This window comes from Achromobacter sp. GW823-FHT04E03, from assembly GCF_058796095.1.
In genome coordinates, this window is sequence record NZ_JBXAIJ010000002.1 from 279,176 (window position 1) to 292,880 (window position 13,705).

Genomic DNA, 13,705 nt, shown 5'->3' on the forward strand with positions numbered 1-13,705 from the left:
TCGCGTCCACCATGATCCGATCCAAACTTCCCGACGTTGGCACCACCATCTTTACTGTGATGAGCCGCCTGGCCATCGAACACAAAGCCATCAACCTGGGCCAGGGCTTTCCCGACTTCGATCCCGATCCCGCCTTGTGCGCCCTCGTATCCAAGGCCATGGCCGACGGCCACAACCAGTATCCCTACATGCCGGGCGTGGCCCCCCTGCGCGAAGCCATCGCCGCCAAGACACGCGAACTCTATGGCCATGCCTACGATCCGGAAACCGAGATCACCGTCACCAGCGGCGCAACCGAAGCGCTGATGGCAACCGTGCTGGCCGCCGTTGGCAGCGGCGACGAAGTCGTCGTCATCGAACCTTGCTACGACTCCTACCTGCCGGCGATCCGCCTGGCAGGCGGCACCGCCGTGCCGGTGCCTCTGCGCGCGCCCACAGAAGCCGATCCCTACTACCGCATTGACTGGCAGCGTGTGCGCGATGCCATCACGTCCAAGACCCGTCTCTTGATGCTGAACTTTCCGCACAACCCCACCGGCGCCGTGTTGGATGACAGCGACCTGGACGCGCTGGAGGCGATCGTGCGCGACACTGGCGTGCTGCTGGTGTCCGACGAGGTCTATGAACATATCGTGTTCGATGGCAAGCCACATGCCAGCGTGGCGCGTCGCCCGTTGCTGGCACAGCATGCCTTCGTGATCTCGTCCTTCGGCAAGACTTATCACACCACCGGCTGGAAGATCGGCTACTGCTGCGCACCGCGCCAGCTCAGCGCTGAACTGCGCAAGGTGCATCAGTTCATGGTGTTCACCGTGCCCTCGCCCATGCAGTTCGCGTTGGCCGAATTCATGCGCGATCCCAAGCCTTACCTCGATCTGCCGGCGTTCTATCAGGCCAAGCGCGACCGCCTCGCGCAGGGGCTGGCCAAGACCCGCTTCCGCCCCCTGCCCAGCCCGGGCACATTTTTCCTGCTGGCGGACTACAGCCAGATTTCCAAGCAGAACGAGGCCGACTTCGCACGTGACCTGACGGTGAATCATGGCGTCACGGTGATACCGGTATCGGCGTTCTATCGCCAGCCCGACGCGGCGGAATCCAACCATCGCATCGTGCGCTTCTGCTTCGCAAAAAAAGACGCGACACTCGATGCGGCCTTGGAGCGCCTGGCGCAGGTCTGACGCCCTCTACTGATTGCCGCATAGTGACTTCACTTTTCCTTTGTCTCCCTATACAAGCGCTTTTATTGAAAAACATGAATAAAAGCTCGCAATAAAAATAGAGACCATCCAAAGCGAATTCACAAACAAAAAAAGGGCGCCCATAAAAAAGGCGCCCTTTGCAATTCCCGGCCCTGAGTCTGCAGCGGGGCTGCTGCCCTTTACAACAGCCGCGCTGCCGTGGAATCAGGCCGGACCAGCGGCAAGCTTTTTCGCTTTGCGCATGCGGCGCATGATCTGCGGCACGATTACGACCGCAGCCGCCCCCACCCACATCGAGATCGACACCGGGCTGGCGAACAGCACGCCGACGTCACCATCAGTGATCGACAACGCGCGGCGCAGGTTCTGCTCCATCATGTTGCCCAACACCACGCCCAGCACCAGCGGCGCCATCGGCACGCCGAACTTGCGCAGGAAGTAGCCCAGCGCGCCTATGCCCGCCACCAGCAGCAGATCGAAAGTGCCCGCGTTGATGGCGTAGACGCCGATGTAGCTGATGCACAGGATGCCCGGCACCATCAGCCATCCCGGCACCGACAGCACCTTGGCGAAGAAGCGCACCAGCGGCACGTTCATGACGAACAGCAGAACGTTGGCCACGAACAGTGAGGCGATCAAGCCCCACACCAGTTCGGGCTTGGAGTCGAACAGCACCGGACCCGGTGTGATGTTGTAGAGCGTCAGCGCGCCCATCATCACGGCAGTGGTACCCGAACCGGGCACGCCCAGCGTCAGCATGGGCACGAACGAGCCGATGGCCGACGCCGTGGCGGCGGCTTCCGGCGCGACCAGGCCGCGCATGTCGCCCTTGCCGAACTTCGCGTCCGGATCCTTGGCTTCGATGATGCGCTTTTCCTGCGAGTACGCCACGGCCGCGGCCACGCTGGCGCCGGCGCCAGGCAACACGCCCACGCCAAATCCCACCAGCGAGCTGCGCACCACGCTCCACCAGGTAAGCGCCATTTCCTTCAAGTTGAAAAGTTTGCGGCCGCTGGGCTTGACCTCGACGCTATGCCCTGCCACCACTTTCTCCAGCATCTCCAGCATCTCGCTGACCGCGAACAGCGCAATCACCACCACCACGAATTCGATGCCGTCGGCCAGATGCACCGACTCGAAGGTGTAGCGATACACGCCGGAATTCGCGTCCACGCCCACCACCGAAATCGACAGGCCGATCATCGCTGCCAGCACGCCTTTGACGGGCTGCTTGCCCAGCAAGCTGGTCAGGCAGCAGAACGCGAAAATCATCAGCACGAAATACTCGGCGGGACCGAAGGCCAACGCCCACTTCGCCAGCAACGGCGCGAGCAGGATGATGCCCACCACCGACACGATGGCGCCGAAGAACGCGGACCAGGCGGAGAGCGACAGCGCCACGCTGGCCATGCCCTGCCGCGCCAGCGGATAACCGTCCAGCGTCGTCATGATGGCGCTGGCCTCGCCCGGCACGTTCAGCAGAATGGCGGTAATGCGGCCGCCGTATTCGGCGCCCACGTACACGGCAGCCAGCAGGATCAGCGCGGTCTCGGGCGGCAGGTTCATCGCGAACGCGATCGGAATCAGCATCGCCACGCCGTTGACCGGTCCCAGGCCCGGCAACACGCCCACCATGGTCCCGATGAACGAACCGATCATGGCCACCAGCAGGTTGGTCAGCGAAAAGGCGACGCCAAAGCCTATCGCCAAGTGATCAAGAATGCCGCTCATATCAGGGTCTCCAACAAACCGGTGGGCAGGACCACGTCCAGCACCTTGTCGAACAGCAAGAAAAACAGAATGCTCATGATGGCGCCGCCGATGGCGCACTTGACCCAACCGCCCCCGAACAGGCGGCCGACGAATATCGTCATCAGGGTTGTCGCAATCACGAAACCCAGCCACTGGAACAGGAAGGCATAGGCCACCACAAACGCCATCATCAGCGCGATGCGCGCATTGGCGCCGGGCGGATTGGCCTCGACCTGATGACCGCCCTTGTAGACCAGCCACAGGCCGCACAGGCCAATGATCAAGGCCAGCAGCAAGGGAAAGGCGCGCGGGCCCACAGGCTCATAGGCGAACGGGGCTTCGATTCCCCAACCCGCCGCGGTCATGAAGGCGGCCAGCGCTAGCGCCGCCACGCCCAATATTCGATCGTTCATGATCACTTTTCCGTTGTAGTCGCATCGCGCGGCGCAGCGCTCCCCTGCCGCCGCGGCAATGCCGGCGGCGGGGAATCCTGAAAAACGCGATAAGGGGGAGCCTTGCGGCTTACTTCTTGACCAAGCCGAACGAATCGGCCAGTTCGCCGTAGACCTTGACCTGGTTCTTCACGTAGGCGTCCAGCTCGGGACCGGTCTTGTTGAAGGGGAACAGGCCCTGCTGCTGGCGCAGCTTGTCGAACTCGGGCGAGGCCGCGGTCTTGTTGAAGGCGTCGACCCAAAACTGGTAGTCGCTGTCCGACACCTTCGGGCCGACGTAGAAGCCGCGGATGATCGGCCAGACGATGTCATAGCCCTGCTCCTTGGCGGTAGGTACGGTGCCCAGCTTGCCCGGCAGGCGCTGATCGTTGAACACGGCCAGCACACGGATGGGTGCGCCGCCTTCGAGCATGGTGAAGGCTTCTGCCGCATCGCCCATGTAGGCCTGGATGTGGCCGCCGCGCAGGGCCGTGACGGCTTCGCCGCCACCTTCAAATGCCACGAAACGCATCTTCTTGAAATCCACGCCAGCCGCCTTGGCGGTCAGCGCGGCCTTCATCCAGTCCTGGCTACCCACGGTGCCGCCGGCGCCCAGCACGATCTTGGTCGGATCCTGCTTGAAGGCGTCCATCAGGCTCTTCAGGTCGCTGTACGGGGAATCGTTGCGAACCACGGCCACGCCGTAGTCGGTGCCGATGGCAGCCAGCCAGCGCACGTCGTTGACGTTGTACTTGCCGAACTTGCCCTGGGCCAGGTTCAAGAGCGAACCGCCCGAGAACGCCACGATGGTGCCCGGTTCGTTCGGGTGCTGGGCCACGATGTTGTTGTAGGCCACTGCGCCGATGCCGCCAGGCATGTAGACGATGCGCATGGCGCTCTTGAGCGCGCCGCTTTGCTTCAAGCCTTCGGTGGCCAGGCGGCAGGTCAGGTCGAAACCGCCGCCAGGCTGGGCGGGCGCGATGCATTCCGGGCGGCGCGGCTCGTCGGCCGCGTGGGCGGCGCCAAGGGACAAGGTAATCGTGCCCAGCGCCGCGACGGCGGCCAGGCGCAGTTTCAGACTAGTCTGCATTTTTTGCGTCTCCGAGATTTATAGGTCTAGGTATGGCTGGAAGCTCTGCTCAGACGGTTCTTTCCGCAATAACGGCCCCAGTGGACGCAACCGTACAAAAACGAAGCTTTCCAAAAGCTTTCAAATTCCGCCGTTTTTCTGGTGCGGCGCAGCATCTTCCGGGCGTTCCAGGGTAAACACCAATGCCGCTCTCAGGCCCGGCAAGGGCACCCGATTCTCCAGGACCAGCCGCGCCCCCAGGATTTCGGCAATCGTCCCGACAATGGCAAGCCCCAACCCGGCCCCGGGCTTGTTCTTGCCGGCGGCGCCCCGGCGAAAGCGGATGCAGGCGCGGGCAATGTCCTCCGCCGACATACCCGGGCCGCTGTCCTCGACCACCAGCCTGGCCTGGCCAGTGTCGATCTGGACCCTTACCGTCACTTCTCCCGCAGACGAGGTGTAACGGATGGCGTTGTCCACCAGGTTGCTGACCGCCTCCCTCAGCAGCCAGTCCGCCCCCTGGACCACCACCGGGCGGATCTCGGCTTCCAGGCCTATGTCGAGCTGGCGGGCTCGGGCGGTCGGCAGCAGGCTGCGGATGACCCCATCAGCCAGCTCCACCAGATCCACTGGCTCGGGGCTGAAACCGCCCTCGGCCAGCGAGGCGTCTTTAGCGCGCGCCAGCGCGAGCATTTGGTTGGTGGTGCGTACCGCCCTGTCCAACCCCTCTTGCATCGCCAGAAGGGCTGTACGGACCTCCTGGGGGTCTGTTTCACGCAAGGCATAGGCCGTCTGGGTCCGCAAAACCGACAAAGGGGTGCGCAACTGGTGCGAGGCGTCATCCAGGAACTGGCTCTGGACCCTCGCCTGAGCCGCAAAACGGGCCATGTGGAGGTTTACGGCCGCGACTAGGGGTAGGACCTCCCCTGGCATGTCCGACGCGCTCACGGGGCTTAAATCGTCCGCAGAACGCCCTTCCACCTCCTGACGCAGCCTGGCCAGGGGACGCAGGGCCATGAAAACGCCCAGGACGATCACCAGGACGCTGATCAGGATCACGGCCAGGTCCCGTTCCACCGAGCGTACCAGCACTTGGTGCAGGAAGGCCTGCCGGGTATCCAGGCCTTCGGCCACCTGCACGATAACCCGTCCCCCTTTGTTGGCGTATAGCGGAGGATCCATGGGGCGCGCCAGCGCCGCAACGCGCACGGGCGTGCCCTGGTAGTCGGCATAGAAAAACCGCGGTTCCCCCGAAACCAGCGGCTCGGCAGGCATCGGCAGGCCCGGACTGCCGATTTCGGCCAGTCCGTCCTCCGTGGCAACCCGGTAGAACACGCTGCCATTGGCCGTCAGCTCGAAAAATTCCAGCATCAGGTATGGCTGCTCCATGGCTAATCCACCGCTGGCTGTGGATATGTTGTGGTCGATCGCGCGCAGCGCCCCAGAGAGCGAACGGTCGTAGGCAATGTCGACCTGGTTGCGCAGCTGGTGGTTCGACAGCCACAAGGCGCCCATCATCACGAAGACCAGGGTGGGGATCAGCCACCAGAGGAGCTGGCTCTTCAGGGTGCGATTACGTTTTTTTGCCGCGAAAAACCCCTTTTTTTCCGCACTTCTAGTTGTCAACAAGGTTCTCCAGGCAGTAGCCCATGCCTCGCATGGTCACGATCTGCACACCGGTATCCGCCAATTTTTTGCGCAAACGGTGCACCAGGACCTCGATGGCCTCCAGGTTGATGTCTGCATCGTCCGTCAGGATGCGATCCAGGATCTGTTGCTTGTTGATGGGTTCGCCGCTTTTTTGGATCAGTACCCGCAGAACCGAGTGTTCACGTGGGGATAACTGCAAGGGCTGCCCGTTGACCGTGAATTTTTGAGCGGAAGTTTCGAAGGCCAGGTTTCCCAGCGTGAGCCGCGGGTGCTCTCTCCCGCGGCTGCGACGGATGAGCGCGATCAGCCGCGCTTCCAACTCTTCCACAACAAACGGTTTCGGCAGGAAATCGTCCGCTCCCTGGTGGAGCGTCCCGATTTTTTCGGCCAGCGAATCGCGCGCGGTCAAGACCAGCACCGGCGTACGGTCGTCCCGCGCGCGAATCTTCGCGAGCAAAGCATGGCCATCCATGCCCGGCAGTCCCAGATCGAGGATGACGGCATCGAATTCTTCCATCGCCAGCCTTCTTTCGGCTACCAGCCCGTCATCAGCCCATTCAACGACGAAACCAGCGTGCCTGGCCAGGCTTCTTGAAAGCCAGCGTGCAAGTTCGGCTTCGTCTTCTATCAGAAGGATGCGCATGGACGGAGTCCGGGGGGGGATGGCTGGGCGGAATGGGAGAGCATGTTTGGCTTTTCCTTTATTTCTCTTTATATAAAGACTAATGATTAATAAGGCCTGTGGATAACTACCTTAACCTTGAAAACCTCTTTTTTTTCATCAGCTTGCGACCGTTTTTGGCTGTGCAAGAACTCTGTGTGGGAAAAAAGCTGAAGTTGGACAAGATTTTGGACCCTGTCCGAAACCCCTGCTTGTTCAACTTGCCTCCACAAAATGTGCACAAGGCGTCTACTTAGGAGTTATCCACAGGGCGTTTCTGCCGGACGGGTTCCAAAAACGGCACTTTTACCCCGAAAAACGTCCGGTTGCCACCCTGCTTTTTTGCCCTTCCAGGGGCCTTTAGAGGCCCTCCAGGACGTTCGCGGAAAGGGGCATTCGAGGGGAGGAGCGCAGCCATTCTTGACTGGGAACTGAACAAAAAGTGAGCAGGTTCCGCCGTAGAATTCCGCCATGGCGACAGAAATCAGAATCAAGAAATCAGGTTGGGCAATCTGGCTGAGAAGCCGTTTGTTGGCGGACAATTTGCCGGCCACGCTTTGCGCGGCGGCGCTGATGGGCCTCTTGGGGGCGCTGGCCACCGTGGTCTTTCGCGAAATGCTGGCCTGGACACAAATCGTGCTGGGCGGCGAGGACACTCCCCACGGCATGGTGTCTTTGGCGCGCGGGCTGAGTCCCTGGCAACGCTTCCTGATGCCGGCCATAGGCGGCGCCATCGCGGGCGCGGTCCTGCAAATGGCGGCCAGGTGGTTGCCCAAGCGCGGCGCGGCGGACTACATGGAGGCGATTTCCATCGGCCGCGGGGTCATCGGCTTTCGCCAGACCGTCGCGCGCAGCCTGTCGTCGATTTTTTCCATCGGCTCCGGCGCCTCGATTGGCCGGGAAGGTCCCATGGTGCAGTTGGCAGCGATGTTGTCATCCCTGACCGGCCGCTATCTGGTGCTGCCTCCCAGGCATCTGCGTCTGCTGGTCGCCTGTGGCGCCACGGCGGGGATTACTTCCGCCTACAACGCGCCCATCGCCGGAGCCCTGTTCATTTCCGAGATCGTTTATGGCGCGATAGCTTCAGCCACGCTGGTGCCGCTGGTCGTATCGTCGGTCGTTGCGAACATTGTGACGCGCCAGATCCTGCATTACGACGCGGTTTTTCATATGCCGCCCTTCACTTTCGTGTCCGGGTGGGAAGTCATCAACTATCTGGGATTGGGAGTGATCGCCGGCCTGGCGGCGCCGCAATTCCTGCGCTTCCTGGACACTGCACGCGCCGCGTTCGGCCGCGTACCCGCGCCGTTGTGGGTGCGCATGGCCTTGGGCGGCCTGATTGTCGGCGCCTTGTCAGTCGTGAATCCCGAGGTCTGGGGCAATGGCTACAGCGTGGTCAACAGCATGTTGCATACGCAGTGGGCCTGGCAGGCGGTGGCCGCCATTCTGCTGTTGAAAACGCTGGCCACCGCCGCCAGCGTGGGATCGGGCGCGGTAGGCGGCGTTTTCACGCCGACGTTATTCGTGGGGGCGGCGCTGGGCGCCTTGTACGGGACCGGCCTGCAGGCTCTGTTCCCCGCTGGGGATCTGTCGGCGGTATCGAGCTATGCGGTGGTGGGCATGGGGGCGTTGCTGGCCGCCACCACCTATGCGCCATTGATGTCCATCCTGATGATTTTCGAGATGACACTCAGCTACGAAGTCATGCTGCCGCTCATGCTGGCCTGCATCACAGGCTATGTGATTGCGCATCGGATAAGGCCGGATTCGGTCTATGCGAAATCGTTGGCCAGCAATCGGCGCGCGCAGCGCGTCGTTGTCAAGGAACGTGAGGAATGACGGTATTTCACTAATACGAGTGAATACTCGCATTGGTGAAATAGGAAAATAACCCTTAAATAAGGGGCTTTTTCATGAAAACTCGCTTCAGACCGATTTCCTCGGCGCGATGGGTTTCCACATAACCGTATCGCGTGTAGATCGCGATGTTCTCGGTCATTTTCTCCTGCGTGTACAACCGGATGCTGGCATAGCCGGCCTGGCGCGCCGCGGTTTCCGCGAACTGCATCAGGTCGCGGCCATAGCCTTTTCCTTGCGCTTGCGGATCCACCGCGATGTTGTCCAGCAGCAGGCAATCGGCTTCCGGAATCAGGACCAGCACAGCTTGCACGGTATCGCGCACCCGCAGCACATGGACCACGCCCTGCGTGACGCGGGCACGGTAATCATCAAGCATCGGTCCGGGCGTCGCGCCGATGCGCGCAACATAGTGGCCATAGGCTTGCGCGACGATTCGTTCGATGTCAGGCAGATCGTCGAGGCTGGCGAGGCGTATGTCAGGGTGCATGCGAGGTCCGGATGAAGCGCTGCCCGGCGTGGGCGGATTTCCCGGAAATATAGGACGTCCGGACCGTCGCAGGATTATTTTTATAATTAGTTATAAAATTTATAACTAATAGTTCGCTTGTATACCCCGAAGATGATGTGCGATCACCGCAGAAAGTCGCAGAGTGATTCCGCAAAGGAGTGTCGATGGCACCTAATACGTCTTTCCCGGGGAACAGCGTGTCCGACAACCTGTGGAACGACTATGCAAAGTTCTTCGAGGCTTGTTCAGGCGTGCTGGACCGGGTCGAGCAGCACAGGGATAGCGGCATCGCCTTGTCGGAGAGTGAGTTGTCGGAGTTGAGAACCATGGCGCTCAACCTCAATACATTCGGCCGGGTGCTGCACGGAAAAAGAGCGCGGGAAATGCGCCTGCTGGCTGAGCGTGCCGAACGGGCATTGGGCAAGGCCGAAGCAGCCTCGGCGCTTGCGCCGATACAGGAAGACAGCGAGTCCGAAGATGACCCGGCCGCAGTGACGGGCTAAGCCCGAGGCAGGTTCCTTCAGGCAGTCAGGCAGCGCGCCGGCGCAGGACCGCGCGTCCCAAGGCGCTGATTACCTTGAGCGTGTACAACACGAACAAGGATCCCGTAATGTCTCCGGTCAGCATCGCGATGAAGCCGTCGGCGAGCGCGGCTCTCTCTCCCTGGAGAAAGAACCAGAGATGGTGAATGGTCGTATTCACTACCGCATAGACTACGGCGCAGATCAGCAGACGCCAGGCCGTAAGGTTGGCCAGGTCGGGCTGCAATCGCAGTGCCGAACGGGCCCAGCGATAGGCCAGGTAGGGAGCGGCAGCGGCCATGATGCCCCCCGCCACGGAGCGGAGCATGTCGTCAGGAAAGTAGTAGCAGAAGCAGGCGATCCACGATCCGGCCAGCAGCCCGAGCGCCGCAGGCAGGCCAAACAGCAAGGTGCATATCAGGCGCACGCCCGCCGGCAGATAGATCCAATTGATGCCCCGCACAAACTCAAGATTGGTGAACACCCATTCATTGACGGCCAGACTGCCCAGGAACAGCGCCATCGTCACCAGAGCCCACTTACCCTGATCTAGAATGTTCCCCATACCTCGAATTCCGCCGCTTGTCAGTCGCCGCGTCCATTATCCATGAAAGAAAAAAAGAGACCCGCCGACATCTACATGCGCTTTCTGCGCCTGACCGATGCGCTGCGCGGCCTGCCCGCGCTGCCGTCGCTCGATCCCCTGGAAGAACGCATACTCACGCTGATCGCGCGCGCGTCGCAGGAACAACGCCGCTTGTCGGTGCGCGATGTGATGGCGGTGGATAGCATAGGGTCACCCGCGACCTTGCACGCGCGCTTGAAATCGATGCGCGAGAAAGGCTGGGTGCTGCTCGTCGATACCGAGGACGCGCGCCGCAAGCAGGTCGAACTCAGCCAGGCGGCGTTGTCGCATTTCGACCGCTTGTCGGAATGCCTGGTGGAAGCGGCGCGCAAGCCCTGAGATGCAGCGCTGCAACATGCCGCCGCGCAGGCTTATTTCCCGATACAGAAGCTCGAGAAGATCTCGCCCAGCAGATCGTCGCTGGTGAACTTGCCCGTGATGCTGGACAGGCTGTCATGTGCCAGCCGCAGTTCTTCCGCAAACAAGTCCAGCACGCGGTCGTCCTGTTCCGCATGCGCGCCGGCCAACTCCAGATGTTCCGCCGCATCTTGCAAGGCATGCAGGTGGCGCTCGCGCGCGAGCCACGGGGATTCGCCGCCGGGATTCCAGCCTGCGATGCGCAGCAACTCTGCACGCAGTTCGTCCAGGCCCGCACCGCGCTTGGCCGAGATTCCAAGTTCCTGAGGACCGGCGGCAAAAGGCGTGGACAACAGATCCACCTTGTTGAAGACCTTCAGCACAGGCGTGCGCGGCGGCAGGCGCGCGGTGATCTGGGCGTCCAGCTCGTCGCCGGGCTGGGTGGCATCCTGCAGATGCAGGATGACGTCGGCGCGCTCGATTTCCTGCCAGGTGCGCGCAATGCCTATGCTTTCCACCGTGTCCTCGGTTTCCCTGAGCCCGGCGGTGTCGACGATGTGCAGCGGCACGCCGTCGATGTGGATCTCCTGCACTACCTTGTCGCGGGTGGTGCCCGCGATCGGGGTGACGATGGCGATGTCGTCGCCGGCCAGCGCATTGAGCAGGCTGGACTTGCCGACGTTGGGCTGGCCGGCCAGCACCACGTGCAGGCCTTCGCGCAGAATCACGCCCTGGCGCGCTTGCGCGATCAGTTTGGCGAGGTCCGCGGTCAACGCTTCCAGGGTCGGGCGGGCTTGATACTTCTCGAGGAAGTCGATTTCCTCTTCGGGGAAATCCAGCGTCGCTTCGACCAGCATGCGCAAATGGATGATGCGGTCCGACAGGTCGTTCACGCGCGCGGAAAAATCGCCCGAGAGCGACGCCATGGCGCCGCGCGCGGCCGCTACCGACGAGGCCTCGATCAAATCGGCTACGGCTTCGGCCTGAGCCAGGTCCATGCGGTCGTTGAGGAAGGCGCGGCGCGTGAATTCGCCCGGCTCGGCCAGCCGGATGCCAAGATCGCGGCCGGCGGCCAGACAGCTTTCCAGCACGCGGCGCAGCACGGCGGGGCCGCCATGCCCTTGCAGTTCCAGCACGTCTTCGCCGGTATAGGAATGCGGCGCGCGGAAATAGATGGCGATGCCTTCGTCCAGCAATTCGCCCGTGCCGGATTTGAACGGCAGGTAGTGCGCATGTCGCGGCGTGAGTTCGCGCTGGAACAGGCGCCGCACGAGTTCGGACAGGTCCGTGCCGGAGACGCGGACGACGCCGATACCGCCTCTTCCGGGGGCGGTTGCGATGGCGGCGATGGGGGCGTAGGCGGACATATTTCGGGCAAGGCAAGGCGAGAACAATAAGGGAATATAACTGTTGCGCCGTCCCTTGTTTGCTGGTTAATGTGGCCCGGAGGTTCAAAACCCGAAACAATCCAGGGAGATCACAATGGCATCTCGGTTTTCGCGTGTCTTGGCCTGCGGCTCAGCCGCGGTGATATTGGCCTTCGGCACCTTCAGTTCGGCTATGGCCCGCGATCTGGTGATCGCCTTGAAGACCGAACCTTCGTCGATGGATCCGCAGTATCACGCGCTCACGCCCAATACGCAGATCTCCCAGACCATATTCGATACCCTGGTTGCCACCGACGCGCAGCTCAAGCCGCAGCCCGCGCTGGCCGAGTCCTGGACCGTGGACGGCAAGGTGTGGACTTTCAAGCTGCGCCCTAACGTGAAGTTCTCCGACGGCACGCCGTTCACCGCGGAAGACGTGGTCTTTACGTATGCGCGCGTCCCCAAGGTGCCCAACAGCCCCTCGCCGTTCACGCTGTATCTGGGTTCGGTCGAGAAGACCGAAGCGGTCGATCCCAGCACTGTGCGCATCACCACCAAGGACGTGGCGCCGAACCTGCTGGTCAACCTGGCGCAGTTGCCCATCATGTCCAAGAAAGCGGCGTCGGGCCCCGCGGCCGAGGGCAAGACGACGACGGAACTCAATAGCGGCGACGGCCTGATAGGCACCGGTCCCTACAAGTTCGTGTCCTGGAAGCGCGGCGCCGAATTCGTGCTGGCGCGCAACGACAACTATTGGGGCAAGAAGCCCGAATGGGATCGCGTGGTCTACCGTCCCATCAGCAACGCGGCCGCGCGCGTGGCCGCGCTGCTTGCCGGCGACGTCGACATGATCGAGGATCCCCCAACCGATGACCTGCCCAAGCTCAAGGGCGACAAGAAACTCTATGTAGAGGAAACGCCGTCGGTGCGTGTCGTCTACGTGGCGCTGGACCAGTTCGCCGAGCCCTCGCCGGGCGTGCAAGGCACCGAAAAGAACCCCATGAAGGACAAGCGCGTGCGCGAAGCGCTGTCGCTGGCCATCAACCGCGATGCGCTGGTCGAGCGCGTGATGGGCGGGGTGGCGTTGCCCGCGGGAAATCTGTTGCCCTACCCCATGTTCGGTTCCAGCAAGGAGCATTCGAAGGCTCCCAAGGCCGACGTGGAAAAGGCCAAGGCCTTGTTGAAGGAAGCTGGTTATCCCAACGGCTTTTCCATCACGCTGGGCTCGCCGTCGGGCCGCTATGTCAACGATTCGAAGGTGGCGCAGGCGATCGCGTCGATGTGGACCCGCATCGGCGTGAAGACCAGCGTGGATGCGATGGCGCCCCCGGTGTTCTTCAAGAACCGCGACAGCTATGCGTTCTCGGCCTATCTGGCGGGCTGGTCCGTGACCAGCGGCGAAATGTCCAACGCGCTGACCTCGCTGCTGGTGACGCGCAATCCCGAAGCAGGTTTGGGCACCACCAACCGCAGCCGCTACTCCAATCCCAAGATGGACGCGCTGGTGAAGGAAGCTTCGTCGACCATGGACGACGCCAAGCGAGCGGATCTGTTGTCCAAGGCCAGCAACATCGCCATGGATGACTACGCCATGCTGCCTGTGCACTTCGAGTTGTCGGTATGGGCGATGAAGAGCGACATCCGCTATCAGGGCCGCCCGGACCAGGTCACGCTCGCGCAGTTTGCAACGCTGAAGAAGTAAGGC

13 protein-coding genes are annotated in these 13,705 nt (G+C 62.1%); 5 read left to right on the plus strand and 8 right to left on the minus strand.

Features of this window, described 5'->3' with window-relative positions; genetic code table 11:
- The first annotated feature begins 11 nt into the window (after positions 1-11).
- Complete coding sequence (locus AC1RHV_RS12590) at positions 12-1,178, plus strand: pyridoxal phosphate-dependent aminotransferase (RefSeq protein WP_119449767.1); 1,167 nt, start codon at positions 12-14, stop codon at positions 1,176-1,178.
- Positions 1,179-1,403: 225 nt separating this feature from the next.
- Here AC1RHV_RS12590 and AC1RHV_RS12595 read toward each other — a convergent pair whose 3' ends face one another.
- The 5 genes from AC1RHV_RS12595 to AC1RHV_RS12615 all read right to left on the minus strand — a co-directional run bounded on the left by AC1RHV_RS12595 (position 1,404) and on the right by AC1RHV_RS12615 (position 6,744).
- A complete protein-coding gene (locus AC1RHV_RS12595) occupies positions 1,404-2,930 on the minus strand; it encodes a tripartite tricarboxylate transporter permease (RefSeq protein ID WP_192493116.1) in 1,527 nt (508 codons plus the stop codon).
- The gene (locus AC1RHV_RS12600) at positions 2,927-3,364 is read right to left on the minus strand and encodes a tripartite tricarboxylate transporter TctB family protein (protein ID WP_119449769.1); all 438 of its coding nucleotides are present in this window, start codon (positions 3,362-3,364) and stop codon (positions 2,927-2,929) included. The genes AC1RHV_RS12595 and AC1RHV_RS12600 overlap by 4 nt, the downstream gene beginning before the upstream one ends.
- A gap of 109 nt (positions 3,365-3,473) precedes the next feature.
- Positions 3,474-4,472 carry a Bug family tripartite tricarboxylate transporter substrate binding protein gene (locus AC1RHV_RS12605; RefSeq protein ID WP_492300948.1) on the minus strand — a complete coding sequence of 333 codons (999 nt, stop codon included), beginning with the start codon at positions 4,470-4,472 and terminating at the stop codon, positions 3,474-3,476.
- Positions 4,473-4,592: 120 nt separating this feature from the next.
- Entirely contained in the window at positions 4,593-6,077 is a 1,485-nt protein-coding gene (locus tag AC1RHV_RS12610; protein ID WP_119449770.1) for a sensor histidine kinase, read from the minus strand.
- A complete protein-coding gene (locus AC1RHV_RS12615; RefSeq protein WP_054455828.1) occupies positions 6,067-6,744 on the minus strand; it encodes a response regulator in 678 nt (225 codons plus the stop codon). The genes AC1RHV_RS12610 and AC1RHV_RS12615 overlap by 11 nt, the downstream gene beginning before the upstream one ends.
- Positions 6,745-7,233: 489 nt before the next feature.
- On the opposite strand from AC1RHV_RS12615, the gene AC1RHV_RS12620 reads away from it, so the two are divergent.
- The gene (locus tag AC1RHV_RS12620) at positions 7,234-8,601 is read left to right on the plus strand and encodes a ClcB-like voltage-gated chloride channel protein (RefSeq protein WP_492300950.1); all 1,368 of its coding nucleotides are present in this window, start codon (positions 7,234-7,236) and stop codon (positions 8,599-8,601) included.
- Between the two features lie 55 nt (positions 8,602-8,656).
- Here the strand turns inward: AC1RHV_RS12620 and AC1RHV_RS12625 are convergent, their stop codons facing one another.
- Entirely contained in the window at positions 8,657-9,109 is a 453-nt protein-coding gene (locus tag AC1RHV_RS12625; RefSeq protein ID WP_054455825.1) for a GNAT family N-acetyltransferase, read from the minus strand.
- A 218-nt stretch (positions 9,110-9,327) separates the two neighbouring features.
- On the opposite strand from AC1RHV_RS12625, the gene AC1RHV_RS12630 reads away from it, so the two are divergent.
- Positions 9,328-9,633, plus strand: a complete 306-nt coding sequence (locus tag AC1RHV_RS12630) for a hypothetical protein (protein WP_125470748.1) — start codon at positions 9,328-9,330, stop codon at positions 9,631-9,633.
- Positions 9,634-9,658: 25 nt separating this feature from the next.
- Here AC1RHV_RS12630 and AC1RHV_RS12635 read toward each other — a convergent pair whose 3' ends face one another.
- On the minus strand, positions 9,659-10,216 hold the full coding sequence (locus tag AC1RHV_RS12635; protein ID WP_054455823.1) for a hypothetical protein: 558 nt from the start codon (positions 10,214-10,216) through the stop codon (positions 9,659-9,661).
- A gap of 42 nt (positions 10,217-10,258) precedes the next feature.
- On the opposite strand from AC1RHV_RS12635, the gene AC1RHV_RS12640 reads away from it, so the two are divergent.
- Positions 10,259-10,615 (plus strand): transcriptional regulator, encoded by a 357-nt coding sequence (locus tag AC1RHV_RS12640; RefSeq protein WP_054455821.1) that lies wholly within the window; start codon positions 10,259-10,261, stop codon positions 10,613-10,615.
- Positions 10,616-10,647: 32 nt separating this feature from the next.
- On the opposite strand, the gene mnmE is transcribed toward AC1RHV_RS12640, so the two are convergent.
- Positions 10,648-12,000 carry a tRNA uridine-5-carboxymethylaminomethyl(34) synthesis GTPase MnmE gene (mnmE, locus tag AC1RHV_RS12645; protein WP_119449773.1) on the minus strand — a complete coding sequence of 451 codons (1,353 nt, stop codon included), beginning with the start codon at positions 11,998-12,000 and terminating at the stop codon, positions 10,648-10,650.
- Positions 12,001-12,115: 115 nt separating this feature from the next.
- On the opposite strand from mnmE, the gene AC1RHV_RS12650 reads away from it, so the two are divergent.
- The gene (locus AC1RHV_RS12650) at positions 12,116-13,702 is read left to right on the plus strand and encodes an ABC transporter substrate-binding protein (protein WP_054455818.1); all 1,587 of its coding nucleotides are present in this window, start codon (positions 12,116-12,118) and stop codon (positions 13,700-13,702) included.
- Positions 13,703-13,705 lie beyond the last annotated feature (3 nt).

Coding starts and splice junctions, on each gene's coding strand:
- AC1RHV_RS12590 (WP_119449767.1), top strand. CDS start 12: ATGATCCGATCCAAACTTCCCGACGTTGGCACCACCATCTTTACTGTG.
- AC1RHV_RS12595 (WP_192493116.1), bottom strand. CDS start 2,930: ATGAGCGGCATTCTTGATCACTTGGCGATAGGCTTTGGCGTCGCCTTT.
- AC1RHV_RS12600 (WP_119449769.1), bottom strand. CDS start 3,364: ATGAACGATCGAATATTGGGCGTGGCGGCGCTAGCGCTGGCCGCCTTC.
- AC1RHV_RS12605 (WP_492300948.1), bottom strand. CDS start 4,472: ATGCAGACTAGTCTGAAACTGCGCCTGGCCGCCGTCGCGGCGCTGGGC.
- AC1RHV_RS12615 (WP_054455828.1), bottom strand. CDS start 6,744: ATGCGCATCCTTCTGATAGAAGACGAAGCCGAACTTGCACGCTGGCTT.
- AC1RHV_RS12620 (WP_492300950.1), top strand. CDS start 7,234: ATGGCGACAGAAATCAGAATCAAGAAATCAGGTTGGGCAATCTGGCTG.
- AC1RHV_RS12625 (WP_054455825.1), bottom strand. CDS start 9,109: ATGCACCCTGACATACGCCTCGCCAGCCTCGACGATCTGCCTGACATC.
- AC1RHV_RS12635 (WP_054455823.1), bottom strand. CDS start 10,216: ATGGGGAACATTCTAGATCAGGGTAAGTGGGCTCTGGTGACGATGGCG.
- AC1RHV_RS12640 (WP_054455821.1), top strand. CDS start 10,259: ATGAAAGAAAAAAAGAGACCCGCCGACATCTACATGCGCTTTCTGCGC.
- mnmE (WP_119449773.1), bottom strand. CDS start 12,000: ATGTCCGCCTACGCCCCCATCGCCGCCATCGCAACCGCCCCCGGAAGA.
- AC1RHV_RS12650 (WP_054455818.1), top strand. CDS start 12,116: ATGGCATCTCGGTTTTCGCGTGTCTTGGCCTGCGGCTCAGCCGCGGTG.